Genomic DNA, 23452 nt, shown 5'->3' with positions numbered 1-23452 from the left:
AAAGGAGTCCTCATGCCTTGTTACGCCATCGACGGGGTGATCCCCGTGGTCCATCCCAGCGCCCATGTGCACCCGACGGCGGTGCTGATCGGTGACGTCCACGTCGGGCCGGGCTGCTATGTCGGCCCCAATGCCAGCCTGCGCGGGGACTTCGGCCGCATCGTTCTGCACGAGGGCGCCAATGTGCAGGACTGCTGCGTGGTCCACGGCTTTCCGGGCTCGGAGACGGTGGTCGAGCGCAATGGCCATGTCGGCCACGGGGCCGTGCTGCACGGCTGCGTGATCCGGCATGACGCGCTGGTCGGCATGAAGGCGGTGGTGATGGACGGCGCCGTGCTGGGCGCCTACAGCATCCTGGCGGCCTGCGCCTTCGTGAAGGCGGGGCAGGACCTGCCGGAGAAGTCGCTGATCGCCGGCTTGCCCGCCAAGGTGCTGCGCCCGCTCAGCGAGGACGAGATCCGCTGGAAGCTGGAGGGCACGCGCACCTACCAGCAGCTGAGCCAGCGCTGCCTGGCCAGCCTCTCTGAAGTCCAGCCCCTCGCGGCCGCCGAGGCGGACCGGCCGGCACTTCCGGCCAGCCTGCATCAGCCCCTGCACGCGAGCCGGCAGGACTGAAAAGCGGGCCAAGCCCCAAGTTCTGCACATCGACCCTCGCTTTGGGCGACCCTCGCCCGAGGGCCTGATGCCCAGTGGCCTTAGGCTGCGCGGGAGGCTGGCGCCTGCTTGTGTTGCGCCGGCCGGGACGGTTTGCATGAAGTCTTTGCTGAAAACCCAACCCAGCGCCTGCGAGCAGTGCCTGGAGCGCGCCCGCCAGGCCCTCGGGGAGCAGCGCATGCGCGACACCCTGGCCCTGCTGGACGCCGCCTGCGCCAGCTGCCAGCTGGAGGCCCTGACGCCCGCGCTGCGCTGCGAGATCGGCCAGATGCAGGCCCGCGCCGGCTGGGCGCTCTATGACCTGCGCCGGGCCTATGCCGGCGCCAGCCTGGCCCTCAGCGAGCTGCAGGCCGAGGCGCGGCTCGAGCGCGTGGAGATGCTGGACATCGCCAGCCTGTGCCTCAGCGGTGCCGGCCTGATGGACGAAGCCCTGGCGGTGGCCCGCGAGGCCGTCGAGCTGGCCACCCGGCCGCCGCAGCTCCACCCGGTGCTGCCACGAGCCCTGGGTGCCCTGGCCCATGTCTATGCCCAACTGGGCCAGTACGACGAGGCCGAGATGCTGCACATGCAGGCGCTGTCCCGCGCGCGTGAGAGCCAGGAGCCCCATGCCATGACGCGGGCCTACACCAATGCCCTGCTGGCCGGCGCCCTGGCCATCGACGAACTCCGCCGCCGCGGCGAGGATCTGCAGGCCGACGCCATGGGCCAGCGCCAGCTGCGCCTGGCCTTCCAGGCGCGCTCGCTGATGGAGGCGCCGGAGATGCACCTGCGCCAGCGCGCCTCGCTGCTGCTGAACATCGGCATCGGCATGATGCATGGCGGGCGCCTGGCCGAGGCGCAGGCCATGTTCGAGCAGGGGCAGGCCCTGATCCACGAGCAGGAACTGCCCCACGCCTGGGCGTCCCTGCAGCATGCCCAGGGCGAATGCGCCTTGCTGTCCGGCGAGCTGGACCGCGCGCGGGCCCTGCTCGAGCCCCTGCTGCTGCCGGCGGCGCTGCAGGCCTATCCCTTCATGCGCGCCCCGCTGCTGCGCAATGCCCTGCGCCTGTACGAGGCCTGCGGCGACGCGCCGCGCGCCGCGCAGTTCACCCTGCGCCTGCGGGAGCTGGAAGAGGACCAGGCGCGCCAGCGCCAGCAGGTCGGCGACACCCTGCGAGCCCTGCGCCGCCAGACGCCGCAATGGCTGTCGGGTCAGCACGACCTCCTGCGTTAGGCTCCAGGCTTTCTCGCTTCACGAGGAGGGCCCATGGGGCTCCAGGACTTTCTTGACGGCACGGACCTGCTCGTCCAGCCCCTGGGCGAGGCCGACGCGCCCCGCCTGCAAGCGCTGTTCGAAGCCTGCCAGGACTATTTCGAGCGCTGTGGCCTGCCGCTGGCCGCGGACGAGGCGCTGCAGGAACTGCGCAGCACGCCGCCGCCCGACTTCGCCTGGGCCGCGCAATGGCATCTGGGTCTGGTGCGGCCGGGTGGCGACGGTCTGGTCGCCGTCCTGCAGGTCTGCAGCGAGGCCCCGGCGCCCGGGGTCTGGCATCTGGGACTGCTGATGGTCCATCCGGCGCACCGCGGCCAGGGCCTGGCCCGGCGGCTGGTGGCCGCCCTGGAGGCCTGGGCGCTGCAGTCGGGCGCGCGCTGGCTGCGCCTGGGCGTGGTGGCCGGCAACGAACCGGCCGAACGCTTCTGGTGCAGGCAGGGCTTTCGGGAGCTGCGCCGCCGGGTGAGCCAGGGTGCCGGCCAGCCGCCCGGGCCGGTGCGGGTCCTGCTCAAGGGCCTGTCGGGCAGCCCGGCGCTGGCGGATTGGGCCGACTACCTGGCCGCCGTGCCGCGCGACCGCCAGCCCCTGGACAGCCTGTGCCGCCTGGCGGATGTCCTGCCTCTGCGCTCGTCCGCGGGCCGCGTGCAGCTGCGGCGCATGCGCGAAAGCGACCTCGAGCGCTTCCATGCCTACCGCAGCGACGCCGAGACAGCGCGCTTCCAGGGCTGGACGCTGGCCCGTGAGCCGGCGGAGTCGGCCGCCTTCCTGCGCGAGATGAGTGGAGCCGCCATCGGCGTGCCGGACCAGTGGGTGCAGCTGGCCATCGCCGATGCCGGCGACGACCGTTTGGTCGGCGACATCGGCCTGTGCCTGCGCGCCCGCCCGCCCAGCGAGGTCCCGGGCGCCGACACCCACCCGCTGAGTGCCTGGATGGGCATCACCCTGCATCCCGGCTGGCGAGGCCAGGGTCTGGGCCGCGAGGCCTTCGTCGCGCTCCAGGACTTCCTGCTGGAGGCCGGCGGGCTGCTGGAGGTGGAATGCTGGGTTGATGCCCGCAACACCGCCTCCATCCAGCTGCTGGAGGCCAGCGGCATGCGCCGCTTCTGCAGCGAGGTCCGGGACTTCCGCGGCGCCCCCTGCGAGGAACACGGCTACCGGCGCTGGCGCGGGCGCTGCTGAGCGGGGAGGGGAGGGGAGGCGGCCAGGCGGGGAACCTGAGGTGGTCGGCAAATTGAAACGGCTGCTTACAAAATCCGGCCTGACACCCGCCTATTCGAGCGGGCCGTCCTGTGCAATCCCCAGTTCGACGCGCCCGCCGCGGTGGTAGATTCCTGCGGCATCCGCCCAGTCCTGCCGGCCGCGCCGCCGGCGTGGAGAACCCCCCATGCCTTTCCAGTTGCCCGACCTCCTGGGTCCCTACCTCCTGCCTCTGCTGATCGCGGTGCCGCTGGCCATCGTCGTGATCCTGATCAGCATCCGCAAGGAGGACGAGGAGGTCCGCCAGTTCCAGGAGTCGCAGCTGCCGGCCCCGTTCAGCGGCCCCGCAGCGGCCAGCCGCTTCCAGCCGAGCGTGATGCCCGTGGACGGCCCGGTGCCCGTGCTGGTGGTCGACGACTCCGCCGTGGTGCGGGCCAAGCTGGGCAAGCTGCTGGAAAGCGCGGGCTACCTCGTGCTGCTGGCCCGTGATGGCGTCGAGGCCCTGGAAGTGCTGGCCCGCCATCCCGTGCAGGTCATGATCACCGACCTGGAAATGCCCAACAAGAACGGCTTCGAGCTGATCGCCGACGTGCAAGGGGCCCTGGAAACCGAGGACCTGCCCATCATCGCCATCACCGGCCATGAGGAGCTGCAGGGCCGCGTCCACCAGATCCAGGGGCTCTACGGCATCTTCAAGAAGCCCTGGAGCGACCGCGACCTGCTCAAGCGCATCGAGACCCTGACCCAGCTGCGCAAGCAGGGCCCGCGCATCGCCGCCTGAGCGCGCGGCCCGGCCGCCTGGCGATGTCGCGCAGGCGACGTGATCTGTGTCAAGGTTCACGGATTGCTGCGTGGGCCGGGTTTTCCTTGATGGGGACATTCCCAAATTTACTGACTCAGCGCAATTTTCATGCGCTGAATACGGTCTGACCGCCGCGAAACGCAAGCCTTTTGTGCGCGAGGCAGCCTACAGTGCACAGCACGACAACGAGGGTGGCCCGCAAAGACGGGCCGGAGGGGCGGATGAGGAGGTGTGAGCACACTCATCCGCATTGAGCAGGCGGCTCGCCGGAGCCGCCTGTGTGCCGCGGCATAGCGCGGATGACCGGGGCTGATGGGGCTGAGAACCATCAGCCCTTTTCATTGGTGCCGGCAGGGGCTGGGCGGTCTTTCCCCCCGATGCTGGACACCGTCGGGCGTTTTCGCGTGCGCTGCCCGCGCCAATCCCGATGCGCCGGCCCGGTCGCTGTGCTGCAATGCATGCCCTGTCCTGGAGTCTTGCCCATGGCTGCACGCACCTTTCGTCTTCGTTCCCTGCTCTGGCTGCTGCTCGGTCTGCTGATCCTGGCCCTGCTGGCGGCCGGCCTGCACTGGCGGGCCAAGCTGCCCAAGCGCGAAGGCGAGCTGCAGCTGCGAGGCCTGAGCCAGGCGGTCAGCGTGCGCTTCGACGCCTGGGGCGTGCCCCATGTCGAGGCCCAGAACGAGACCGATCTCTACCGCGCCCTGGGCTACCTCCATGCCCAGGACCGCCTCTTCCAGATGGAGATGGCCCGCCGCCTTGCGCGGGGCGAACTCTCCGAAGTGCTGGGCGAAAAGCTGCTGCCCACCGACAAGCTCTTCCGCAGCCTGCGCCTGATCGACTTCGCCGAGGCGCGGGTCAAGGCCGAATCCACCCGCCCGCCCGGTCCGGCCCAGCAGGCCCTGCTGGCCTACCTGGACGGCGTCAACCAGTACCAGGCCACCCGCCCCGCGCCCCTGGAATTCGAGCTGCTGGGCATCCCCAAGCGGGACTTCACGCCGGTGGATACCTATGCCGTGGCCGGCTACCTGGCCTACAGCTTTGCCTCCGCCTTCCGAACGGAGCCTGCACTCACTTATGTGCGGGACCAGCTGGGGCCTGAATATCTGAAGATCTTCGACCTGGACTGGAAACCCGAAGGCGCCCTGGCCGCGCGGGCCCGCCTCAGTGCGCCCGCCGCCTCGGCCGTGGCCGCCGGCCGCCGCCTCCAGCCGGCGGACTGGCAGGCGCTGGCCCGCATCGGCCAGCTCAGCGACAGCCTGGGCACCGGCCTGGCCCAGATGGAAGGCAGCAACGCCTGGGCCCTTGCCGGCAGCCGCACGGCCAGCGGCAAGCCCCTGCTGGCCGGCGATCCCCACATCGGCTTTTCGACGCCCGCCGTGTGGTGGGAGGCCCATCTGAAGGCGCCCGGCTTCGAGCTCTACGGCCACCTGCAGGTGCTGAATCCCTTCGCCCTCATCGGTCACAACCAGCGCTTCGGCTGGACCCTGACCATGTTCCAGAACGATGACATCGACCTCATCGCCGAGAAGACCGATGCCGCCCATCCCGGCCAGGTGCTGGTCAAGGGGGCCTGGCTGCCGCTGGAATCGCGCGAGGCCCGCATCAAGGTCAAGGGCCGGGCCGATGAAGTCATCCAGCTGCGCCGCTCGCCCCATGGGCCTCTCGTCAACGACGTGGTGCCTGGCGACACCGGGCGCACCCCCATTGCCATGTGGTGGACCTTCCTGGAAAGCGAGAACCCCCTCATCGAGGCCTTCTACCAGCTCAACCGCGCGGACACGCTGGCCGCCGCGCGCACGGCGGTGCAGGGCATCCATTCGCCGGGCCTCAACGTGGTCTGGGCCAACGCCGCCGGTGACATCGCCTGGTGGGCCTCGGCCCGCCTGCCGCAACGGCCGGCCGGCGTGAACCCCAGCTTCATCCTGGACGGCAGCACGACAGAAGCCGACAAGCCCGGCTTCCTGCCCTTCAGCGCCAACCCGCAGGAGGAGAACCCGGCGCGTGGCTACATCGTCTCGGCCAATCACCAGCCGGCCTCGGCCGAGCCGGTGCCGGGCTACTACAACCTGCCCGACCGCGGCTGGCGCCTCGAGGAAGGCCTGAAGGCCAGCGCCACCGGCTGGGACATGGCCCGCGCCCAGGCGCTGCAGCTGGCCGATGACACCGGCTACGGCCCGCGCGTCCTGGCCCCGCTGATGCCCATCCTGCGCCAGCAGAAGGACGGCGCCGAGCTCGTGGCCCTGCTGGCCGCCTGGAAGGGCAAGCACGGCCTGGAGGACCGCGCCCCGGTTCTCTTCCATCAGCTCGAACACCAGCTGATCCACGCCGTGCTGGCCGACAAGATGGACGAGGCCATGCTGGAGAACCTCACCCGCACCCGCGCCCTGGACCACGCCTTGCCGCGCCTGGTCGCCGACCCGGATTCGCCCTGGTGGGACCGCAAGGCCACGCCCCAGCGCGAGACCCGCGAGCAGATCGTGGCCGAGGCCTGGGCCGCCACCCTCCAGCACCTGCGCCGTACCTTCGGCGAGGATCCGGCGCAATGGACCTGGGGCCGCGCCCACAGCATCACCCACAAGCACCCGCTGGGCGAGGTCAAGGCCCTGGCTCCGCTCTTCAACGTCGGCCCCTTCCCGGCGCCGGGTGCGCACGAGGTGCCCAACAATCTGGCCCAGCGCAGCGGCGATGCGCCCTGGTTCGTGATCTACGGCCCCTCCACCCGCCGCGTGATCGACTTCGCGGCGCCGGGCCGCAGCCGGGGCATCAACCCGGTGGGCCAGAGCGGCGTGCTGGGCGACCGCCACTACAGCGACCAGGCCCGTGATTACCTGGCCGGTCGCTCCCGCGCCCAGTGGCTGGACGCCGCCGACGTGCAGGCCCAGGCGCGCAGCAGCCTCACCTTCAGGCCCTGAACGGGCGTTTCGCATGCTTTCCCCCAACGTCCCCCCGGCCGCCGACCCCATGCGCACACCGCTTCCCCCCTTCGCCCACCGGATCTTCGCCACGCTGCTGGGCGCCGTGCTGGCCTCCGCGGCCTCGGCTGCGGTCCCGGCGGCAAACCTGCCCGCGAACCCGCCCGCAATTTCGCCCGCCACCATGGCCGGCGCCATTGCGCCCTTGCGCCTGCCAGACCCGGCCGTGGCCGCCAAGGCGGGGCCGGCCCAGCGCCAGGTGACGGTCGCTGAGCCCCATCTCTCGCGCCCCGGGCAGCCACCCGTGCAGGTGCGCTACCGCGGCTGGCCGGCCCGGGTCTTCCTGGATCGCTGGCTGGGCAAGGGCTGGGACCTGCCGGACGGCGAGCTCGAGTTCCGCGCCCAGGACGGTTTCGTGTCCCGCGTCCCGGTGGAGCGCTTCGGCCGTCACCAGGCCTGGATCGTCACCGCCCGCGCCGACGGCCGGCCCTTCCAGGTCGACAACCACGCCCAGGGCGAGAAGCAGGTGCCCCTGGGGCCGTACTACCTCATCTGGGACAACCTGGCCGAACCCGCCCTGCAGGCAGAAGGCGGTGCCGTCTGGCCCTACCAGGTGGTCACTGTGCGCCGCACGCCCTCCAGCCGGGCGGCCCTGCTGCCGGGCGACATGGCGCCGCGCTTCGCCGCCACGGCCCAGGCCCTGCAGACCCACTGTCTCAGCTGCCACCAGGTGAACGGCTACGGGGGTGACAAGATGCCTCTCAACCTCGCCCTGCGCGCCCGCGAGATCGACCCTGCGCGCTGGCGCCAGTGGCTGCTGCAGCCGGCCCAGCTCAAACCGGGCACCACCATGCCCCCGCTGAGTGAGGGTTTGCCCGAGGCCGAACGCGAAGCGCTGGCGCAGCAACTGCACGACTACCTGAAGGCCCTGCCTGTCCAACCCTGAACAATTTCGCGCTTCTCCCTGCTGAGGAGCAAGCAGTTGTTACATCTGGCGGAGAAGCGACGCCGGCGGCGCATCTGATCCGCTACGCTTCGGCCCTCGCACGCCGCATCCTGCCCGTCCCTGCCTGAACTACGCCTTCGCGCTAACCGCCCGGTCATGATGTCCGACGCCAGCCCTGATCGCCGCGCCGCCGCTTCGTCGGCCGCGCCCAATGCCCTGCCGGCAGGCACGCGCTTTGGCGAGCTCGAAATCCTCAGCACCCTGGCCGTGGGCGGCTTCGGCATCATCTACGTCGCCCAGGACCACGCCCTGCAGCGCCAGGTGGCCATCAAGGAGTACATGCCCTCCATGCTGGCCCAGCGCAACGCCAAGTCCAAGGTGTCGGTGCGCTCAGGGTCCCAGCAGGAGACCTTCGACGCCGGCCTGCGCTCCTTCGTCAATGAATCCCGGCTGCTGGCGCGCTTCGACCATCCCTCGCTGCTGAAGGTCTACCGCTTCTGGGAGGCCAATGGCACGGCCTACATGGCCATGCCCTATCTGCAGGGCCAGACCCTGCGCCAGGCCCGCCGCGCCATGAGCCAGCAGCCCGACGAGCCCTGGCTGCGCCGCCTGCTGACCGCCCTGCTGGAGGCCCTGGAGCTGCTGCACACGGAGTCCATCTGGCACCGTGACATCGCCCCCGACAACGTCTTCCTGCCCTATGGCGGGGCGGCCCCCGTGCTGCTGGACTTCGGCGCCGCGCGCCAGGTCATCAGCGACCGGGCCGAGGGCCTGACGGCCATCCTCAAGCCCAGCTACGCCCCCATCGAGCAATACGCCGAGTCCCGCCAGCTGCGCCAGGGCCCCTGGACGGACCTCTACGCCCTGGGCGCCATGGTCCATGAGCTGATCCTGGGCCGCACGCCGCCTGCCGCCACCGCCCGCAGCCTGGGCGACGAGTACCAGAGCCTGGTCACCCTCGCGCCGCCGGGCTACAGCCCCGAGCTGCTGGCCTGCGTGGACTGGATGCTGCGGGTGCATCCGCAGGACCGCCCGCAGTCCGTGGCTCATCTGCGCGCGGCGCTGGAGGGCCGCATGGCGCCGCCCGAACCCCGCATGACCGAGACCCTGGCCGTGCCGCCGCCGGTGGGTTTCGAGGAAACGCGCCTGGCCAACGATTCCGAGTTCGCCGAGACCCGCCAGCTGGGTGACAGCGACTTCCTCCCCACCCGCGCCATGGATGCGCCGGACCTCCTGCTTGAGGACGCCCGCGCCGCTTCTGCCCCGGTGCCCCTGCCGGTGCCCGAGCCCACCCCGGCGCCACCGCCTTCGCGGCGCGTCTCGTCCAGGCGCGGCCCACCCGTCGGCGGCCGCCGCTGGCCCTGGGCCCTGGGCCTGCTGGCCGCCGGAGCCGGCACCGCCTTGTTGGTGTCCATGGTGCAACTGCTGCTGCACCGCCAGCCGGCGGCCCCGTCGGAGCTGGCCCTTGCCGCCTCCGAGCCCGCCTCGGCGGCCAGCGCCGACGCCGCGCCCGCTGCCGATCCCGTGCTGGCCCTGGTGCAGTCGCAGCAGGAGACCGCAAGGCCTGCCCCGCCCGCCGCGCCCAGCGCCAACGGCCCCGCGGCGCCCGCCGACAAGATCAGCGACAAGCCCGTCGACAAGCGCGCCACCGACACCCCCGCCCGCAAGCGCAAGGATCCCGCCCCCGCCGCCGGCGCCGCCTCCAGCCCGACCGCCCCGGCGCCAGCGCCCGTTGAACGCACCCCGCCCGTGGCCGCCTACACCCCGGGCCCCGCCAGCGCTCCTGCGCCCGCGGACACCCATCTCCCTGTCAGCCCCTCCGAAGCCTGCGGCAAGCGCGTCTTCCTCGCCCGCGCCCTGTGCCTGGACGAGCAATGTGCCACCCCGCGCTTCCACGGCCATGCGGAATGCGTGGCCTTGCGGGAGGCGCGGGAGCAGCGCCAGAGGAACAGGAACTAGGCCGGTGCCCCGGATGGCGCGGGGCACGCGCAGCTGACGGGTTCTGGGTGGCGATGCCCGTCCGGCCCGTCGCCGCGGCGAAGCACCGCAATGGCGCTTACCAGCGTTCCAGCATCTGCTGAGACGCCCCCTGCCTGGCCAGCACGACCAGCTCGCGGGTCACCATGAGCATCCATGGGTACAGAAAGGCATCGGGGTCGGTGAAGTTCTTCTCGGTCAGCTGGGCTGAAGGAGCCGGACACACCTTGTGCACTCGAGACAGGATCTGCGCGGCCAGCCGGAGCGACTCGTCGTGGCCCGGTGTCTCACCTTGGGGGACGGAGGCGTTGACGTAGCCCGAGAGGCAAGAGACAAACAGCTCTTGCCGGGTGTAGACCCGCTCCGCGGCTGCACCTTGTGCGAATGAGGATGCTGCTGACAGGAACAGCAGCACACCGATGAGGACTGAACGCATCTGAAATACCCCTGGGTGTCGTCTCCACGTCTGCGACGTGAGCCCTGCATTGGAACATCCCACGCAGCCACGGCACGCCAGGCCATGCCCGCCCCGAGGGGCCCGGACATCGCCAGGCCGACGGAGGGGCGCCTTGCTCCTGAGGCCCGCCTCAGTAGTAGTTGATCACGCCCCCATCCTGCGCCCTCACACTCGCGATCCGCGCCGCCATCCGCGCCTGCACGGCCACGGGTAGGGGGGCGAAGCCGGTGTCGGCCAGCAGGCGGTCGCCGGACTGGAGGGTCCAGTTGAGGAAGTGCAGGGCCTCGCTGGCCGCGGCGGCGGACTTGGGCCGCGCGTCGACCAGGATGTAGGAGGTGACGGTGATGGGCCAGGTGCCCTTGCCGGGGCGCTGCAGCAGGCTGGCGGATTCGTCGCCGGTGCGGCCCATGGAGGAGTTGCGCACGGCCTCGCGGAAGCCGGCCTCGCTGGCGGCGACGAAGTCGCTGTCCTCGGCATTGCGCAGCTGCACGCCGCTCAGCTGCGCCTTCTGCAGGCGGTCGAAGGAGACGTAGCTGATGGCGCCGGGCGTGGTCTTGAGGGCCTGGGCGATGCCGTCGTTGCCCTCGGCGGCCACCGGAGCCTGGGTGCCCTCGGGCCACTTGGGCAGCATGCCGGCGCCGACCTGCTCGCGGAAGGCGGGCGAGACGAGGCTCAGGTAGCGGCTGAAGGCGTCGGTGCTGCCCGACTTGTCCTTGCGCACCACCCGGGTGATGGGCAGGGCCGGCAGGGTGACGCCGGGGTTCAGCGCGGCGATGCGCGCATGGTTCCAGTGCCGGATCTCGCCGCGGAAGATGTCGGCCAGGGTGGGGCCGTCCAGGCGCAGCTGGGACACGCCCTTGAGGTTCACGGCCGGCACGATGCCGCCCACCAGCATGGGCAGCTGCACCAGGTGCTTGCTGGCCAGCTCGGCCTCGCTGAAGGGCACGTCGCTGCCGGCGAAATCCACCGAGCGGGCCTGGATCTGCTTCTGGCCGTCGCCCGAACCGGTGGGCTTGTAGCGGACCTTGCGGCCATGGGCACGGGCGTACTGCTCGGTCCAGGCCTGGTAGACCACGGAGGGGAAGCTGGCGCCCACGCCCTGCACATCGGCCAGGGCATGGCTGGGGCTCAGGGCGGGCAGCAGGATGCTCAGGGCCACCGCACGCAGGGCATGGCGGCGCAGAAATCGGGAGGCAAAGAGGAGGGGCAGGGCATGTGACATGCCCCGGCATTCTGGAGACGATTTATGACAGTTCTGTTCCAGCCTGATCCAAGGGGTCAGGTCTTGCCAGGGGGGCAGGTCCTGCGCCGCCGCGCCCCCGCCTTCAGCGCACGGCCGTCACCTCGATCTCCACCAGCCAGCCCGGCACCACCAGGCCGGCCACCTGCATCACCGAGCGGGCGGGCAGGTTGGGCTGGGCGGCCGTGCCGAAATGCTCGCTGTAGGCGGACATGAATCCGTCAAAGTCCATTCGGCCGCCCTTGGACGGGTCGCCCACCAGGAAGACCTGCATCTTCACGACCTGGCCCATGGACAGGCCCAGACCCTTGAGCTGACGGTCGATGTTGGCCAGCACGCTGAGCGTCTGGGTGCGGGTGTCGCCATAGGCGGCCAGGCTGCCGCGCTCGGCCTTGGGGTCGGCCACGGCCGGCACGGCGCCGCTGACGAAGACCAGGGTCCGGCCTGCCGGCACCTCCACCGCACTGGCGATGGGGAAGCTGGAGTTGGGGATCCGGTGGCGGATGACCTCCGGCGCAGCGGCCGCAGCGGGCGCGGGCGGTGGGGTCTGGGCCTGGGCGGCCAGCGCGAGAGGCAGCAGGCAGGCGAGCGCGATTCGTTTCATGCGGGCTCCGGATAACGTTGGAAGTCAGTGCGCCACGGCCGGGCTGGCCTGCTGGCCCTTGCGAACCTCGGCCGATTCTGCCGGCGTGACGCGCGCGGCCTCGGGGGGCATGCCGCCGAAGCGCTCGCGCACGTGGCTCAGCACGGCGGCAACCTGATCGTCGCTCAGCTGGCGGCCGAAGCCGGGCATGGCACGGTGGCCATTGAGCACCATGTGCAGGGCGTAGGGTGTGGCCGCCAGGCGGGGATTGCCCTGCAGCGCGGGATAGGCTCCGGCCCCGCGGGCCCCGCGGCCGTCTGGCATGTGGCAGGCCGCGCACAGGGCGCCGTAGAGGGCGGGACCGCTGCGCTGCTCGAAGCGCCAGCCGCTGGAGAAGCGGGGCTCCGGTGCGGGCGCCGCTTCATCGGCCAGGACCAGCGCGGGGCATGCGGCCCACGCGGCCAGCAGGAGTGTCAGGGCGGCTTTCATGCGGCGCGGGCCTTCTCGTGCAGCTGGGTGATGGCGTGGCGGGCCGAGAGCACGGCGCCCTCCTGCCAGGCGGGCAGCAGCGAGGCGTGCTCGCCGGCCAGGATCAGGCGGCCGTCCATCTTCAGCAGCGTGGGGTAATGGCGCTCGCGGGCCACGCGGCTCCAGTCGCCGAAGCAGCCCAGGGTGGCGGGATGGCGGTGCCAGCCCACGGTCATGCCGCTTTCGTACTCGGTCGCAGCCTGGGGATGGATCTGGCTGTCCATGCGCAGCACCTCGCGCAGGCGCTCGGCCGGCGGCAGCGAGGTGAACTCCAGGGCCTGCGTGCCGAAGGCATAGGCGCCCAGCAGCACGCCCTTGCGGCCCTGCAGCTCGTGGTTGGGATAGGCGATCAGGCGGATGGGCAGCTCGGTGCTGCTCATGCCACCGAAGATGGCCTCGTCCTCCTCCCAGAAGCGACGCCTGAACTGCAGGCCGGCCTTGAAGGCGGAGAAATAGGGCACGGCCTCGATGGCCTCGTGCAGGGCCGCGCTGCACTGCACGTCCAGCTGCGAGAGCACCGAGAGGGGCAGGGTGCAGATGCACCAATCGGCCTGCACGGTCTGCTCGGGCTGGCCGGGGCGGCTGAGGTCCTGCACCTGCACGCGCACGCCCCGGGCGTCCTGCTGGATGGCGCTGACGCGGCGGCGCAGCCGGATGCGCTGCAGCCCCACGGCCTGGGCCAGGGCGTGTGCGATGCGGTCCATGCCGCCCACGGGCTGGAACAGCGGGGTCTGGTACTCGAAGCCCGCGCCCTGATCCAGCTGGCCCCAGAGACCCGAACGCAGCAGGGCCTGCAGCCCTTGCGGCTGGGCCTCGGGCGGATGGGCGGAGACGCCCATGCCGGGGAAGGGCTCGAAGCCGCGGCGGTCGGCGGCGATCTCGCCGGCGCGGTAGCGGCCCTCGCGGTCCAGCCCGCCGAACTGCTGCAGGGCCTGGACCAGGCGCTCGCGGTCCTCGGTGCTCAGTGTTTCATCCAGGGGCTGCTGGCGCACCAGCTTGGCCAGGAGCTCGGCGACGTCGCCCCGGAAATCGGCCTGCACCTCGCGCAGGCGCTGCGGCCGCCCGCCCGCCACGCGCGGGCTGTGCACATAGGCGTTGTGGTTGAGCTGGACGAAGGGCTCCAGCCTCACGCCCAGCTGGCGGCAGTAGTCCAGCACGCCATGGTGATGGAAGGGGATGCGCCAGGGGCCGGGGTTGAAGTACTGGCCGCGGTCGAACTGGCAGTGCTGCGGGGCGCCGCCCAGCTCGGTGTAGTGGTCGCCGCCGCGCAGGGTCCAGCAGCGGCCGCCGATGCGGTCCTGGTACTCGAGGATCTCGACCTCATAGCCCGCACGCAGCAGCTCCAGCGCCGACACCAGGCCAGCCACGCCCGCGCCCAGGATCAGCACCCGCCGGCCGCGCGCCGGAGCGGGGCCCAGCCTGAAGCCGGCCTCGGCCGGCGATGCCTGGGCCAGGCCCAGGGCGCTCATCGCGGCATAGACCGCGCCGCTGCCCGCCACGGCGCCCAGGCGCTGCAGCCAGGCGCGACGGCTCGGGCCGCGGGCAGGGGAGGTGTGGGTAGGCATGGGCGCACCATAGCAAGCCCCCGCACGGGCTCAAAGAGGGTCTATGCCGGGTGACTTTGGTGATGGGGCCCGGCGTGCGGGTGCGGGGCGTGCCGCGGGCTTCAGTCCAGGGTCCGCAGGTGCTGGTCCTCGGCCCAGGACAGCAGGCTGGGCCCGTCCGGCCCCCAGCTCAGGCGGTTGATGCCGGCATTGGGGATGTCGCAGGCCCGCGGGCCGTGCAGGGGCAGGCCCCGGGCCGCGCGCCAGACCATGTCCAGCGCGCCGCCATGGGTCAGCACCAGGACGCGGCCGCCGCCATGCTGCCGGGCCAGGCGTGCTGCGGCGGCCAGGATGCGCTCGGAGAACTGCCGCCGGCTCTCGGCGCCGCCGGGCAGGGCGTAGTCCGGATCATGGCGCTGCCATTGCGCATGCAGCTCGGGGTGGGTGCTGCGCAGGGTGTCCACGCTCTGGCCCTCCAGCACGCCGAAGGCCTGCTCGCGCCAGGCAGGGTCGTGCTGCAGGGGCAGGCCCAGGGCCTGGCAGACGGGCTCGGCGGTCTGGCGTGCGCGGCCCAGGTCGCTGCTGACAATGGCGTCGAAGCGCAGGCCTTCGGAGTGCAGCTGCCGTGCCAGGCGCCTGGCCTGGGCCAGGCCCCGCTCGTTCAGCGGGACATCGATCTGGCCCTGGAAGCACTTGCGCAGGTTCCAGTCGGTCTCGCCATGGCGGACCAGGACCAGCTCGGTGAGCGCGTGCGGCTCAGACATACGGCGCCTGCAGCCCTTCCGCCGCCCACAGGCCCTGCACGGCGGGCCGGGCCAGCATGCGCTGCACATAGGGCCCCAGATGCGGCAGCGAACGCGCCGGGCGCTGCAGGCCGCGGGTCCAGCGGCACATCATGAAGGCCAGCGGGTCGACGGCACTGAACTGCTCGCCCAGCAGCCAGGGGCCGCCGTGGCGGGCGAACTCGGCGTCCAGGATGTCCAGCAGCTCACCGGCGCGCGCTTCCGCCAGCGTCTTGATCTCGGCGATGGCCTCGGGAAACTGCGCCGGCAGATGGCGCTCCGGATAGAACCAGCGGCCCATGGTGGGCTGGAGGCCGGTGCTGAGCCAGCAGAGCCACTTGTAGGCCTGGGCCCGTGCGGCGCTGCCCAGGGGCGGCAGCAGGCCGGAGGCCGGGTGGCGGTCGGCCAGGTGCAGCAGGATGGCGCCGGTCTCGTAGAGCACCAGGTCGCCGTCCTCCAGCACGGGGATCAGGCCGTTGGGGTTGAGGCGGAGGTAGTCGGGGCTGCGGTGCGCGCCCCGGTCGCGGTCCACGGGGACCAGCTCGAAGGGCTGCCCCAGCTCGCGCAGCAGCAGGTGAGGGGCGAGGCTGGCATTGCCGGGGGCGAAGTACAGGCGAAGCATGGGAGGCATCCTTGCACGATCCAGGGTGAGGCGCTGTGGCACGGTCGGGCGGCCATGCTCCGACTGTAGCGGGCGCCCGGCCTCCCTTGCCTCGGGATGGCGACCCTCGGGCGAGCCGCGGGCCGCAATGCAGCTTTACCTGGGCGCAACAAGCACCTAAGCCGCGCGCGGCAGCATGGATCCATCCCAAGATTCCTCCGGCGAGCCGCCCATGCGATCCCTCCTGCGCCCCCTGGCCCTTGCGCTGCCCCTGTGCTGTCTCTTCGCCCCGCCGGTGCAGGCCGGCACCCATGTCGACGTGGGCATCGGCCTGCGCTTCGACAACCGCTACCACCATGACCACTACTACCCCGCGCCGGGCTATGTGGTGGCGCATGCGCCGCCGGGCGCGGTGGTCGTGCATCACCATGCCGACCCCTACTACTTCCACGGCGGCGTCTGGTACCGCCCCTATGGTCCGCGCCTGCGGGTGGTGCTGCCGCCGGTGGGCATCGTCGTGCCACTGCTGCCCGCGGCCTATGTGAGCCTGCGCATCGGCGGCTTCCCCTACTTCTATGCCAATGGCGTCTACTACCAGAGCGCCCCGGGCGGCTACGTGGTGGTGAATCCGCCGCCCGAGGCCGCGCAGGCCGTCCCGGCCCCTGCGCCCGTGCCGCTGAAGCCTGACCCCATCCTCTATCCGCGCAATGGCCAGAGCGCCCAGCAGACCGAGGCCGATCGCCAGGAATGCAACCGCTGGGCCACCAGCCAGCCCTCGGCGCTCAACGATGCGGGCGTCTTCAACCGGGCCGTGGAGGCCTGCATGGACGGCCGCGGCTACAGCATGCGCTGACAGGCGCTGCGCCGCTCAGGCGTGGCAGACGCGGTTGCGGCCGGCGTCCTTGGCGCGGTAGAGCTGGGCGTCGGCCTGCTCCAGCAGCGCAGCGGCGCTGGCGGCGGCCGGGTCGGCGGCCAGCCCCATGCTGAGGCTCACCTGCAGACGCGGCGCCAGCTGGCCCCAGTCCTCGGCGGCGACGCTCGCTCGCAGCCGCTCGCAGACGTCCGCCGCCTCGTGCAGGGGCGTCTGCGGCAGGGCCATCACGAATTCCTCGCCGCCATACCGGGCCAGGAGGCGGGCGCCGCCGAGCTGCCGCTCCAGCAGCGCGGCCACGCGGCGCAGCACCTCGTCACCGACCGCGTGCGAGTACTGGTCGTTGATGCGCTTGAACCAGTCGATGTCGGCCAGCACGAGGGTCAGGTCTTGCCCATGACGGCGACTGTCCTCGAACAACTGCCGGACGGACTCGTCGAAATGCCGCCGGTTGTAGAGCCCGGTGAGGGCGTCGCGGATGCTCAGCTCCTTCAGCTGCAGAGCCTGTGAGCTGATCGTGGCGTGCGAGGCGCGCAGCTCCGCGTCGCTGCGCGCCAGCGCCTCGCTCATGTGGTTGAAGGCCAGGGCCAGGGCCTCGATCTCCGCGCTGCCCCGGGCGTCCACCCGCTGCAGCAGTTCGCCGGCATGCATGCGCCGCACGGCCTGGGTCAGCCGGCGCAGGCGGGCGCTGAGGCCGGTGCCCAGCAGCAGGCCCAGCAAGGCGGCCAGCACGGTGGCGGCAATGGCGCCCACCAGCAGGGCCTGGCGCATGGCGGCCAGATAGGCCAGGTCGTCCTGGCCGGGGCTCAGCACCCCCTCGGTCGACACATAGGCGCGGATCTCGCCGTCCACCCGCACCGCTTCGGCCAGGGCGCGCTGCGCTTCGGGCAGGGCCTCGCCCTGTGGATAGCTGCCAGCGCCCAGCAGCACCCGGTAGTTCGCATCGGTGAGGATGAAGCGGAAGGGCGGACGGGCGCCGGGACCCCCGGGAGGCGGGCCGTCAGGGGGTGGGCCGGGGCGGCGGCCGGGGTCGCCCCTGCCATCGGGCGCAGGCCAGGGCTGCGGTCCCGGGCCGGGGCGCGGCTCCCCCGAGTGGCCGGGCGGCGGCCCGCGTCGCGCATCCCAGGGGCGCGGGGGGCCGTCAGCGGCGGCGGGCCCGGCGCCTTTCGCATCGGGGCCGCGCAGGCGGGCGAGGTAGTCCCCCAGACCCACGCCCCGCGCCTCGCCGGACTCGAAGCTGCCGAACTCCTGCAGATAGGACGCAACGCCTGCCCGGAAGTGCGCGGAGGCCTGCTGCGCGGCCCGCGAGCTGAACTTGCGCTGCAGCTCCAGGTAGGCCACGCCGCCCACCGTCACCACCACGGCCAGGCCGGTCAGCATCAGGGCCAGGGTGAGTTGGAGGCGCAGGGACAGCGGGCGCAGCATGGCTTGGCAGATCTCGAAGGTGGCGGGCGCGGCGACTTGACGGGATGGGCAGGAGGATCCGGCCGCAGGTCGGACATTGTCACCGCCTCGGCGTGCGAATGGCAGGGCGCCCGGGCCGGCGCGGAGGCGGCCGGCTGATAGGCTTGCACGCCATGAGCATCTTGAGCCTGCACCGACCCCAGCCCTCGGACCTCGAGGAACTGCTGGACTTCGAGCGCCGCGAGCGCGCCCATTTCGAGACCTGGGTCCATGGCCGTCCGGACGCGTTCTACAGCCCCGATGGCGTCGCGGCCCACCTCGAAGAGATCGAGGCCGCGGCGGCCGCGGACCGGGCCCATGCCTTCCTGATCCGTCACCAGGGCCGGCTGGTGGGGCGCATCAACCTGCATCGCGTGCAGCGCGAGCATCACGGCCGCGCCGAACTCGGCTATCGCCTGGGGGCGGATGCCCAGGGGCGGGGCTGGGCCAGCGAGGCCGTGAGGCTGCTGCTGCCCATCGCCTTCGACTCGCTGGGCCTGTGGCGCCTGGAGGCCGTGGTGCGACCGGGCAATCCGGCCTCGGCCCGGGTCCTGGAGAAGAACGGCTTCCAGTGCTGGGGGCGCAGCCGGCTCAGCGTGAGCCTGCACGGCCAGTGGCAGGACCTGCTGCACTTCGAACGCCTGAGCCCGGCGGCCGAGGCCCTGGCCCGGGCCGACTGAGCCCCGGGGCGCGGCAGCCTCAGGCCTGCACCTGCAGCGACTGTCCCGTCGAGGGCAGCTGTGGCAGGACGTCCGGGCCCAGGTTCTGCTGCAACGTCTGCAGAAAGGATTGCAGGGTGGCGGTGCTGCCGCCGCTGCCCTCGCTGCCGCCTTGCAGATCCTGGACCAGCTTCTGGAAGGCCTCCTGCAGTTCGCTCGGTGCCTGGCCCTTGGCGGCCTGGGTGGCCAGGCTGCCCAGGGCGCTGGCGAGGTCGGGCGGCGGGCCGGCGGGAGGGCCGGCCTGCGGGCTGGTGCCGCGCTCGGCCGTCGCGCCGTCGGTGCTGCTGGCGCGGATGGCATGGAAGAGGGCATGCATCAGGGCGTGCATGTCCTCGCGCAGCGCGCTGCTGTCCAGGCGGTCGGTGCCGCTGCCCGTGGCGGTGCTGGTATCGGAGGCTTCGCTGCTGCCGGTGGGCGTCAGACCCATCTGGCCAAGGGTCTGCTTCATCGCCTGGACCATGAGGCCGCCGCCGCGGGGGCCGGGGCGATGGGCGGGCCCGCTGCTGTCGGTCCCGCCCTCCGGCCGGTGCGGCGGACCGCCTGCCGCAGGGGCGCCGCCCGAGACCTGGGTGGCACCGTGGTCCTTCCAAGCGTTGATCTGCATGACGGGCTCCTTGCCGAGCGAGCGTGAAGGGATGGGCCGGTCTCAGGCGCTCGCATTGCCCAGCCGGTGCATGCACATCTTGGCTATCGGCAGGTCGGGGCCAGCGCTCAATGAAGGAGGTCCTGACCCGGCTTCTCTTTTGCGATCTTTACCTTGTGAAACAAGCCCGTCGCGGCGCTGCGCAGGGAGGCCCGCGAGCGGGCCGCAGCGCGGGACCCCGAGCGCGAATCAGGGGCCCCGGGACGGTGGCCACACGCAGTGCCTGTCACGAGTGTTCACCTCTGCTCACCAGCTGAGGGGGGCCCGGGGGCTGCAATCCGGGCGCTGGCCGACTAAAATCGCGCACTTTGCAGCCTTTGCTGCAGGCAGGGCTTCCTGCGCGTCCTGCAGTTTCTGGACGGTTTTTCGGGTGGTCTGTGGCGTGGCCTGTGAGGGACATGGCGGCGGGCACTGCGGATTTCCGCCCCGGACGGCAGGGTCAAGCAGGTCGATCAGGACCGCAAAGACGGATCTCCAGCGATGGAATCCGCCTGTCCCGGGCTGCTCCCGGGTGGGCCACGCCCTCCGGACGCGCGCTGCGCCTGTCGCTTGCGCCATTTTTCAACGACAAACCCCATGCCAGCGCCCCCGGGCTGCCGGCTCGCCGTACCCATGTCCGCTGCCAAGACCCGACTGCTGCACATCGATGCGCTGAAAGCCCTCGCGGCCCAGTTCATCGTCCTGCATCACCTCTCGGTCTACGGCCCGCTGGCCGAGGCCCTGCACAAGGCCTGGCCGGTGCTGGGCGGCTGGCTGTTCCACTACGGCCGCATGGCGGTGCAGGTCTTTCTGGTGGTGGGCGGCTATCTCAGCGCCCGGGCGCTGTCTCCCCAGGGCGGGCTGCTGAAGGCGGCGCCGCTGGAGTCCCTGTGGCGGCGCTACCTGCGCCTGGCCCTGCCCTTCATGGCGGCGGTGGGCCTGACCCTGTCCTGCGCCTGGCTGGTCCAGCCCTGGCTGCCGGAGTTCCTGCCGCAGCAGCTGACCCTGGCCACGCTGCTGAGCCACGCCACCCTGACCCACGGCCTGCTGGGGCACGAGTCCATCACGGTGGGCGCCTGGTATGTGGCCATCGACCTGCAGCTCTACGCCCTCATGCTGGGCCTGCTGTGGCTGGCCCGCCGCAGCCGCCTGCTGCCGCACGCCTGGCGCATGGTGCTGGGGCCGGTCCTTGTGCTGATCCTGTGCAGCCTGTCGCTGCTGGTCCTCAACCGCGACGCGGACCTCGACAACTGGGGCTTCTACTTCTTCGGCGCCTACGGCCTGGGCGCCCTGGTGCACTGGTTCTCGCTGAGCCGCTGGCCCCGCCTGGGCCTGCTGCTGCTGCTGTGGCTGACGGGCCTGGCCCTGTGGCTGGACTTCCGCGAGCGCCTGGTCCTGGCGCTGTTCACCGCCCTGCTGCTGGGCCTGTGGCAATGGCGCGTGGGGCCGCTGGCCGGCCGGCTGTGGCAGCGCGTGGCGGACGTGGTGGCTCATCTGGGCACCCATTCCTACTCGCTGTTCCTGGTGCACTTCCCCGTGCTGGTGCTGCTCAACGCCTGGTACGACCAGCAGAGCGAGCAGCCCCTGCTGCTGACCTTCGCCCTGGTCCTGTCGGCCTGGGGCTTTGCCAACCTGGCCGCGCTGCCCTTCCACCGCTGGGTGGAGGCCCCCAGCAGCCGCCTGCGCTTCAACCCGCTGCGCTGGCTGGTGCCGCAGCGCAGCTTCGGCCGCTGATCAGGGCCAGCCCTCGGCCCGCTGCATGTCAGCCAGGGTCTTGCCGGCCTCGTCCCTGAAGCGCTCGTCCAGCACCTCCAGCTGCTGGATGCGGTCGACCCGGAAATTGCGGAAGCCTTCGCGCAGCTCGCACCAGGCTGCGAAGGTCCAGACCGGGCCCCAGAAGAAGCAGCCCAGCGGGCGCAGCACGCGTTCGCTGGCGGTGTTGCTGAGGTCCAGGTAGACCACGCGCAGCTTCTGGCGCTGCTCGGTGGCCAGGCGCAGCTGCTGAAGGCGCTCGCGCGTGGCCTCGTCCAGCCCGCCCAGCGGGGCCCACAGCGCCAGGCTTTCCGCGGCGGCGCGCGCCGTGCCGGGCAGCACGGCCAGGATCTTGTAGATGGCCTCCTCGCCGTGGCGGGCCAGGGCGCTGTCCATCTGGGGCTGCGCCATGCGCAGCGCTGCAACAAGGGCCTGGGCCTCTTCCTTGCTGAACATCAGCGGCGGCAGGTCAAAGCCCGCCCTCATGCGATAGCCCACGCCGGCCTCGCCGTCGATGGGCACGCCCTGCTGCTGCAGCGCGGCCACATCGCGGTAGATGGTGCGCGGCGAGACCTCCAGGCGCTGGGCCAGGTAGTCGGCGGTGGAGAGTCGTCGTCCGCGAATCAGCTGGACGATCTGGAACAGGCGGTCGGCTCGGCGCATCCGGGCATTGTCGGCGATAGGCCAGAATGCAGCCGCACGAGACAGCGAGGAGACGTCCATGAGCCTGGAGCAGCTGAGTCCCGAATGGCGGCAATGGGTGGCGGAGAACGTGGCGCGCGGCTGCACGGCCGAGTCCATGCTGCCGATGATGGTGCAGGGCGGCTTGCCGCGCGCCCTGTCGGAACGCGTGCTGAAGGCGGTCCACGGCGCGGCGCAGCCCTTGCCGGCCACCCAGGCGCTGAGCCCGCAGGCCTCGCTGCTGGCCGAGCACGCCGAGGCTGCCCAGGCCGCGGCGGCCGGGGGTCAGGTCTTGCGCGCCCGCCCGCGCCCGCGCCTGGGCGGCAACCGTCTGCGCCTCAGCGACGGCTGCGAGCTGCGCATCGCAGCCCAGCTGGACCATCCCCAGGTGCTGCTGTACGAGGGCCTGCTGAGCGCGTCCGAGTGCGAGGCCATGATCGCCCTGGCCGAGACGCGCCTGACCCGCTCCACCGTGGTGGACGAGCAGCTGGGCGAAGCCCGGCCGCACGAGCACCGCACCAGCGCCGGCGGCTTCTTCCAGCGCGGCGAGCATGCGCTGGTGGCGCGCATCGAGGCCCGCCTGGCCGAGCTGCTGGACTGGCCGGTGGAGAACGGCGAGGGCCTGCAGGTGCTGCGCTACGGCGTGGGCGGCGAGTACCGCGCGCATTTCGACTGGTTCAACCCGAATCATGCCGGCAGCGAACGCCACCTGCGCACCGGCGGCCAGCGCGTAGGCACCTGCATCCTGTACCTCTCGGAGGTGGAGGACGGCGGCGGCACGCGCTTCCCCAGCCTGGGCCTGGAGATCCGCCCCCGGCCGGGCGCGGTGCTCTATTTCGCCGATGTCGATGCCCGCGGCGTCGAGGACCCGAGCACCCTGCATGCCGGCGTGCCCGTGCTGGCGGGCGTCAAGTACATCGCCACCAAGTGGCTGCGTGAGCGGCGCTACGGCTGACATCGCGCCGGCCCTGTTCAGCGCGGGGCCAGGCCGAGGTCGTCCAGGCGCAGCAGGATGTCTGTGCGGCGCTCCCGTGCCACCTCGCGCCAGTCCAGATCTTCCTGGGCGCCGATCAGCGCGTAGAGCAGGTTGAGGCTGGCGCCGGGCCAGCGTGCCTTGATGCTGGCATACAGGGCCATGGCGTCCTTGGACCGGAGCTCCTCGGCGCTGTTGATGCCCAGCGCGGCGAGCTGCTCAAGGCTGCGCGGGCCGAGCCCCCGCATCCGTGAGGTCGTGGCCATGCCCATGCGGTGGCTCCCGCTCAGCCGCCCATGGGCGTGCACAGCTCGACCAGGCAGCCGTCCGGGCAGCGCACATAGGCCACCACCTGGCCCCAGGGCTTGGTGGTGGGCGGCTTGAGGCCGGTGGCGCCGGCGGCCAGGGCGCGGGCGTAGGCAGCGCCGACATCTGCGCAGGCCAGGCCCACCTCCATGCCCAGCGGGCGCTCACTGCGCGCGGCCTCGATGAAGTCTCCGCCCAGGCTGTCGCGGGCGACCTCCAGCTGGGCAAAGGCGAGCGCGGTGGCGCCGGTTTCGAGCTCGCCATAGGCGCCGGACTCGTGCAGGAAGCGCGTCTGCAGCCCGAAGGCGGCCTCGAAGAAGCGCAGGGAGGCCGGGACATCGGCGACGTAGAGGATGGTGTAGGCGTAGTTCATGGCGCCATCATGGGCGCGCGCTGCTGCCAGCGTCATGGCAGGAACCCGCGGGCGCCGACCCCTTACAATGCGCCTCGTCATTGGGGAGTAGCTGCCGCGACCGGGTCACCGGTGCCGCGGGCCTGCGTCAACACACTTGCCTGGGCCTGGCCCGGCATGGCGCTGGCAGTTCCCGCCCTGGCCGTCCTGGCCCGGGCCTGTACCTGGCAAGACCTTTGACCGCTCGTTCTCGGTATC

At 71.8% G+C, this 23452-nt stretch carries 23 protein-coding genes and 1 riboswitch; of the genes, 11 read left to right on the top strand and 12 right to left on the bottom strand.

Features of this window, described 5'->3' with window-relative positions; translation table 11 throughout:
- Positions 1-12 precede the first annotated feature (12 nt).
- From O9Y01_RS14885 to O9Y01_RS14855, 7 genes are all read left to right on the top strand, one after another.
- Positions 13-615: a phenylacetic acid degradation protein PaaY gene (locus O9Y01_RS14885; RefSeq protein ID WP_269632390.1), complete on the top strand. Its 603-nt coding sequence runs from the start codon at positions 13-15 to the stop codon at positions 613-615.
- A gap of 136 nt (positions 616-751) precedes the next feature.
- Positions 752-1867 carry a hypothetical protein gene (locus O9Y01_RS14880; protein ID WP_269632389.1) on the top strand — a complete coding sequence of 372 codons (1116 nt, stop codon included), beginning with the start codon at positions 752-754 and terminating at the stop codon, positions 1865-1867.
- Between the two features lie 33 nt (positions 1868-1900).
- Positions 1901-3085 (top strand): GNAT family N-acetyltransferase, encoded by a 1185-nt coding sequence (locus tag O9Y01_RS14875; RefSeq protein ID WP_269632388.1) that lies wholly within the window; start codon positions 1901-1903, stop codon positions 3083-3085.
- 205 nt (positions 3086-3290) lie between these two features.
- Positions 3291-3884, top strand: a complete 594-nt coding sequence (locus O9Y01_RS14870) for a response regulator (protein ID WP_269632387.1) — start codon at positions 3291-3293, stop codon at positions 3882-3884.
- A gap of 503 nt (positions 3885-4387) precedes the next feature.
- A complete protein-coding gene (locus O9Y01_RS14865) occupies positions 4388-6817 on the top strand; it encodes a penicillin acylase family protein (protein WP_269632386.1) in 2430 nt (809 codons plus the stop codon).
- A gap of 49 nt (positions 6818-6866) precedes the next feature.
- A complete protein-coding gene (locus O9Y01_RS14860; RefSeq protein ID WP_269632385.1) occupies positions 6867-7763 on the top strand; it encodes a hypothetical protein in 897 nt (298 codons plus the stop codon).
- A 156-nt stretch (positions 7764-7919) separates the two neighbouring features.
- Positions 7920-9722, top strand: coding sequence for a serine/threonine protein kinase (locus O9Y01_RS14855; RefSeq protein WP_269632384.1), 1803 nt, complete (start codon positions 7920-7922; stop codon positions 9720-9722).
- A gap of 97 nt (positions 9723-9819) precedes the next feature.
- On the opposite strand, the gene O9Y01_RS14850 is transcribed toward O9Y01_RS14855, so the two are convergent.
- The 7 genes from O9Y01_RS14850 to O9Y01_RS14820 form a co-directional block, all read right to left on the bottom strand.
- Positions 9820-10176, bottom strand: a complete 357-nt coding sequence (locus O9Y01_RS14850) for a hypothetical protein (RefSeq protein WP_269632383.1) — start codon at positions 10174-10176, stop codon at positions 9820-9822.
- 151 nt (positions 10177-10327) lie between these two features.
- On the bottom strand, positions 10328-11419 hold the full coding sequence (gene pstS, locus O9Y01_RS14845) for a phosphate ABC transporter substrate-binding protein PstS (protein WP_269632382.1): 1092 nt from the start codon (positions 11417-11419) through the stop codon (positions 10328-10330).
- Positions 11420-11522: 103 nt separating this feature from the next.
- Positions 11523-12041 (bottom strand): RidA family protein, encoded by a 519-nt coding sequence (locus O9Y01_RS14840; RefSeq protein WP_269632381.1) that lies wholly within the window; start codon positions 12039-12041, stop codon positions 11523-11525.
- A gap of 24 nt (positions 12042-12065) precedes the next feature.
- Entirely contained in the window at positions 12066-12509 is a 444-nt protein-coding gene (locus tag O9Y01_RS14835; RefSeq protein ID WP_269632380.1) for a c-type cytochrome, read from the bottom strand.
- A complete protein-coding gene (locus O9Y01_RS14830) occupies positions 12506-14113 on the bottom strand; it encodes a flavin monoamine oxidase family protein (RefSeq protein ID WP_269632379.1) in 1608 nt (535 codons plus the stop codon). The genes O9Y01_RS14835 and O9Y01_RS14830 overlap by 4 nt, the downstream gene beginning before the upstream one ends.
- Positions 14114-14214: 101 nt before the next feature.
- Entirely contained in the window at positions 14215-14856 is a 642-nt protein-coding gene (locus O9Y01_RS14825; RefSeq protein WP_269632378.1) for a histidine phosphatase family protein, read from the bottom strand.
- Positions 14849-15496 (bottom strand): glutathione S-transferase family protein, encoded by a 648-nt coding sequence (locus O9Y01_RS14820; protein WP_269632377.1) that lies wholly within the window; start codon positions 15494-15496, stop codon positions 14849-14851. The genes O9Y01_RS14825 and O9Y01_RS14820 overlap by 8 nt, the downstream gene beginning before the upstream one ends.
- 211 nt (positions 15497-15707) lie before the next feature.
- Between O9Y01_RS14820 and O9Y01_RS14815 the strand changes: the two genes are divergently transcribed.
- A complete protein-coding gene (locus tag O9Y01_RS14815) occupies positions 15708-16328 on the top strand; it encodes a DUF6515 family protein (RefSeq protein WP_269632376.1) in 621 nt (206 codons plus the stop codon).
- A gap of 15 nt (positions 16329-16343) precedes the next feature.
- Here O9Y01_RS14815 and O9Y01_RS14810 read toward each other — a convergent pair whose 3' ends face one another.
- Positions 16344-17771: a GGDEF domain-containing protein gene (locus tag O9Y01_RS14810; RefSeq protein WP_269632375.1), complete on the bottom strand. Its 1428-nt coding sequence runs from the start codon at positions 17769-17771 to the stop codon at positions 16344-16346.
- Between the two features lie 152 nt (positions 17772-17923).
- Here O9Y01_RS14810 and O9Y01_RS14805 point away from each other — a divergent pair, with 152 nt between their 5' ends.
- Positions 17924-18469, top strand: a complete 546-nt coding sequence (locus O9Y01_RS14805) for a GNAT family N-acetyltransferase (protein ID WP_269632374.1) — start codon at positions 17924-17926, stop codon at positions 18467-18469.
- A gap of 19 nt (positions 18470-18488) precedes the next feature.
- On the opposite strand, the gene O9Y01_RS14800 is transcribed toward O9Y01_RS14805, so the two are convergent.
- Positions 18489-19112, bottom strand: coding sequence for a hypothetical protein (locus O9Y01_RS14800; RefSeq protein ID WP_269632373.1), 624 nt, complete (start codon positions 19110-19112; stop codon positions 18489-18491).
- Positions 19113-19763: 651 nt separating this feature from the next.
- On the opposite strand from O9Y01_RS14800, the gene O9Y01_RS14795 reads away from it, so the two are divergent.
- Positions 19764-20864: an acyltransferase family protein gene (locus tag O9Y01_RS14795; protein WP_269632372.1), complete on the top strand. Its 1101-nt coding sequence runs from the start codon at positions 19764-19766 to the stop codon at positions 20862-20864.
- Here the strand turns inward: O9Y01_RS14795 and O9Y01_RS14790 are convergent, their stop codons facing one another.
- The gene (locus O9Y01_RS14790) at positions 20865-21545 is read right to left on the bottom strand and encodes a helix-turn-helix transcriptional regulator (protein ID WP_269632371.1); all 681 of its coding nucleotides are present in this window, start codon (positions 21543-21545) and stop codon (positions 20865-20867) included.
- A 58-nt stretch (positions 21546-21603) separates the two neighbouring features.
- Here O9Y01_RS14790 and O9Y01_RS14785 point away from each other — a divergent pair, with 58 nt between their 5' ends.
- Positions 21604-22518 (top strand): 2OG-Fe(II) oxygenase, encoded by a 915-nt coding sequence (locus O9Y01_RS14785; RefSeq protein ID WP_269632370.1) that lies wholly within the window; start codon positions 21604-21606, stop codon positions 22516-22518.
- Positions 22519-22535: 17 nt separating this feature from the next.
- Here the strand turns inward: O9Y01_RS14785 and O9Y01_RS14780 are convergent, their stop codons facing one another.
- Positions 22536-22808 (bottom strand): TfoX/Sxy family DNA transformation protein, encoded by a 273-nt coding sequence (locus O9Y01_RS14780; RefSeq protein WP_269632369.1) that lies wholly within the window; start codon positions 22806-22808, stop codon positions 22536-22538.
- A 14-nt stretch (positions 22809-22822) separates the two neighbouring features.
- Positions 22823-23215, bottom strand: coding sequence for a VOC family protein (locus O9Y01_RS14775; RefSeq protein WP_269632368.1), 393 nt, complete (start codon positions 23213-23215; stop codon positions 22823-22825).
- A 64-nt stretch (positions 23216-23279) separates the two neighbouring features.
- Positions 23280-23397: riboswitch (yybP-ykoY riboswitch) on the top strand.
- Positions 23398-23452: the final 55 nt, after the last annotated feature.

The sequence above is a fragment of the Pelomonas sp. BJYL3 genome, assembly GCF_027257975.1.
In the GTDB taxonomy this organism is placed as follows: domain Bacteria; phylum Pseudomonadota; class Gammaproteobacteria; order Burkholderiales; family Burkholderiaceae_C; genus Roseateles_B; species Roseateles_B flavus.
Note: the sequence above shows the minus strand (reverse complement) of the source record. Positions and strands in the feature narration are given on the sequence as shown.

Excerpts from the sequence above, each read along its gene's own strand:
- O9Y01_RS14885 (WP_269632390.1), top strand. The coding sequence starts at position 13 with ATGCCTTGTTACGCCATCGACGGGGTGATCCCCGTGGTCCATCCCAGC.
- O9Y01_RS14880 (WP_269632389.1), top strand. The coding sequence starts at position 752 with ATGAAGTCTTTGCTGAAAACCCAACCCAGCGCCTGCGAGCAGTGCCTG.
- O9Y01_RS14875 (WP_269632388.1), top strand. The coding sequence starts at position 1,901 with ATGGGGCTCCAGGACTTTCTTGACGGCACGGACCTGCTCGTCCAGCCC.
- O9Y01_RS14870 (WP_269632387.1), top strand. The coding sequence starts at position 3,291 with ATGCCTTTCCAGTTGCCCGACCTCCTGGGTCCCTACCTCCTGCCTCTG.
- O9Y01_RS14865 (WP_269632386.1), top strand. The coding sequence starts at position 4,388 with ATGGCTGCACGCACCTTTCGTCTTCGTTCCCTGCTCTGGCTGCTGCTC.
- O9Y01_RS14860 (WP_269632385.1), top strand. The coding sequence starts at position 6,867 with ATGCGCACACCGCTTCCCCCCTTCGCCCACCGGATCTTCGCCACGCTG.
- O9Y01_RS14855 (WP_269632384.1), top strand. The coding sequence starts at position 7,920 with ATGATGTCCGACGCCAGCCCTGATCGCCGCGCCGCCGCTTCGTCGGCC.
- O9Y01_RS14850 (WP_269632383.1), bottom strand. The coding sequence starts at position 10,176 with ATGCGTTCAGTCCTCATCGGTGTGCTGCTGTTCCTGTCAGCAGCATCC.
- pstS (WP_269632382.1), bottom strand. The coding sequence starts at position 11,419 with ATGTCACATGCCCTGCCCCTCCTCTTTGCCTCCCGATTTCTGCGCCGC.
- O9Y01_RS14840 (WP_269632381.1), bottom strand. The coding sequence starts at position 12,041 with ATGAAACGAATCGCGCTCGCCTGCCTGCTGCCTCTCGCGCTGGCCGCC.
- O9Y01_RS14835 (WP_269632380.1), bottom strand. The coding sequence starts at position 12,509 with ATGAAAGCCGCCCTGACACTCCTGCTGGCCGCGTGGGCCGCATGCCCC.
- O9Y01_RS14830 (WP_269632379.1), bottom strand. The coding sequence starts at position 14,113 with ATGCCTACCCACACCTCCCCTGCCCGCGGCCCGAGCCGTCGCGCCTGG.
- O9Y01_RS14825 (WP_269632378.1), bottom strand. The coding sequence starts at position 14,856 with ATGTCTGAGCCGCACGCGCTCACCGAGCTGGTCCTGGTCCGCCATGGC.
- O9Y01_RS14820 (WP_269632377.1), bottom strand. The coding sequence starts at position 15,496 with ATGCTTCGCCTGTACTTCGCCCCCGGCAATGCCAGCCTCGCCCCTCAC.
- O9Y01_RS14815 (WP_269632376.1), top strand. The coding sequence starts at position 15,708 with ATGCGATCCCTCCTGCGCCCCCTGGCCCTTGCGCTGCCCCTGTGCTGT.
- O9Y01_RS14810 (WP_269632375.1), bottom strand. The coding sequence starts at position 17,771 with ATGCTGCGCCCGCTGTCCCTGCGCCTCCAACTCACCCTGGCCCTGATG.
- O9Y01_RS14805 (WP_269632374.1), top strand. The coding sequence starts at position 17,924 with ATGAGCATCTTGAGCCTGCACCGACCCCAGCCCTCGGACCTCGAGGAA.
- O9Y01_RS14800 (WP_269632373.1), bottom strand. The coding sequence starts at position 19,112 with ATGCAGATCAACGCTTGGAAGGACCACGGTGCCACCCAGGTCTCGGGC.
- O9Y01_RS14795 (WP_269632372.1), top strand. The coding sequence starts at position 19,764 with ATGTCCGCTGCCAAGACCCGACTGCTGCACATCGATGCGCTGAAAGCC.
- O9Y01_RS14790 (WP_269632371.1), bottom strand. The coding sequence starts at position 21,545 with ATGCGCCGAGCCGACCGCCTGTTCCAGATCGTCCAGCTGATTCGCGGA.
- O9Y01_RS14785 (WP_269632370.1), top strand. The coding sequence starts at position 21,604 with ATGAGCCTGGAGCAGCTGAGTCCCGAATGGCGGCAATGGGTGGCGGAG.
- O9Y01_RS14780 (WP_269632369.1), bottom strand. The coding sequence starts at position 22,808 with ATGGGCATGGCCACGACCTCACGGATGCGGGGGCTCGGCCCGCGCAGC.
- O9Y01_RS14775 (WP_269632368.1), bottom strand. The coding sequence starts at position 23,215 with ATGAACTACGCCTACACCATCCTCTACGTCGCCGATGTCCCGGCCTCC.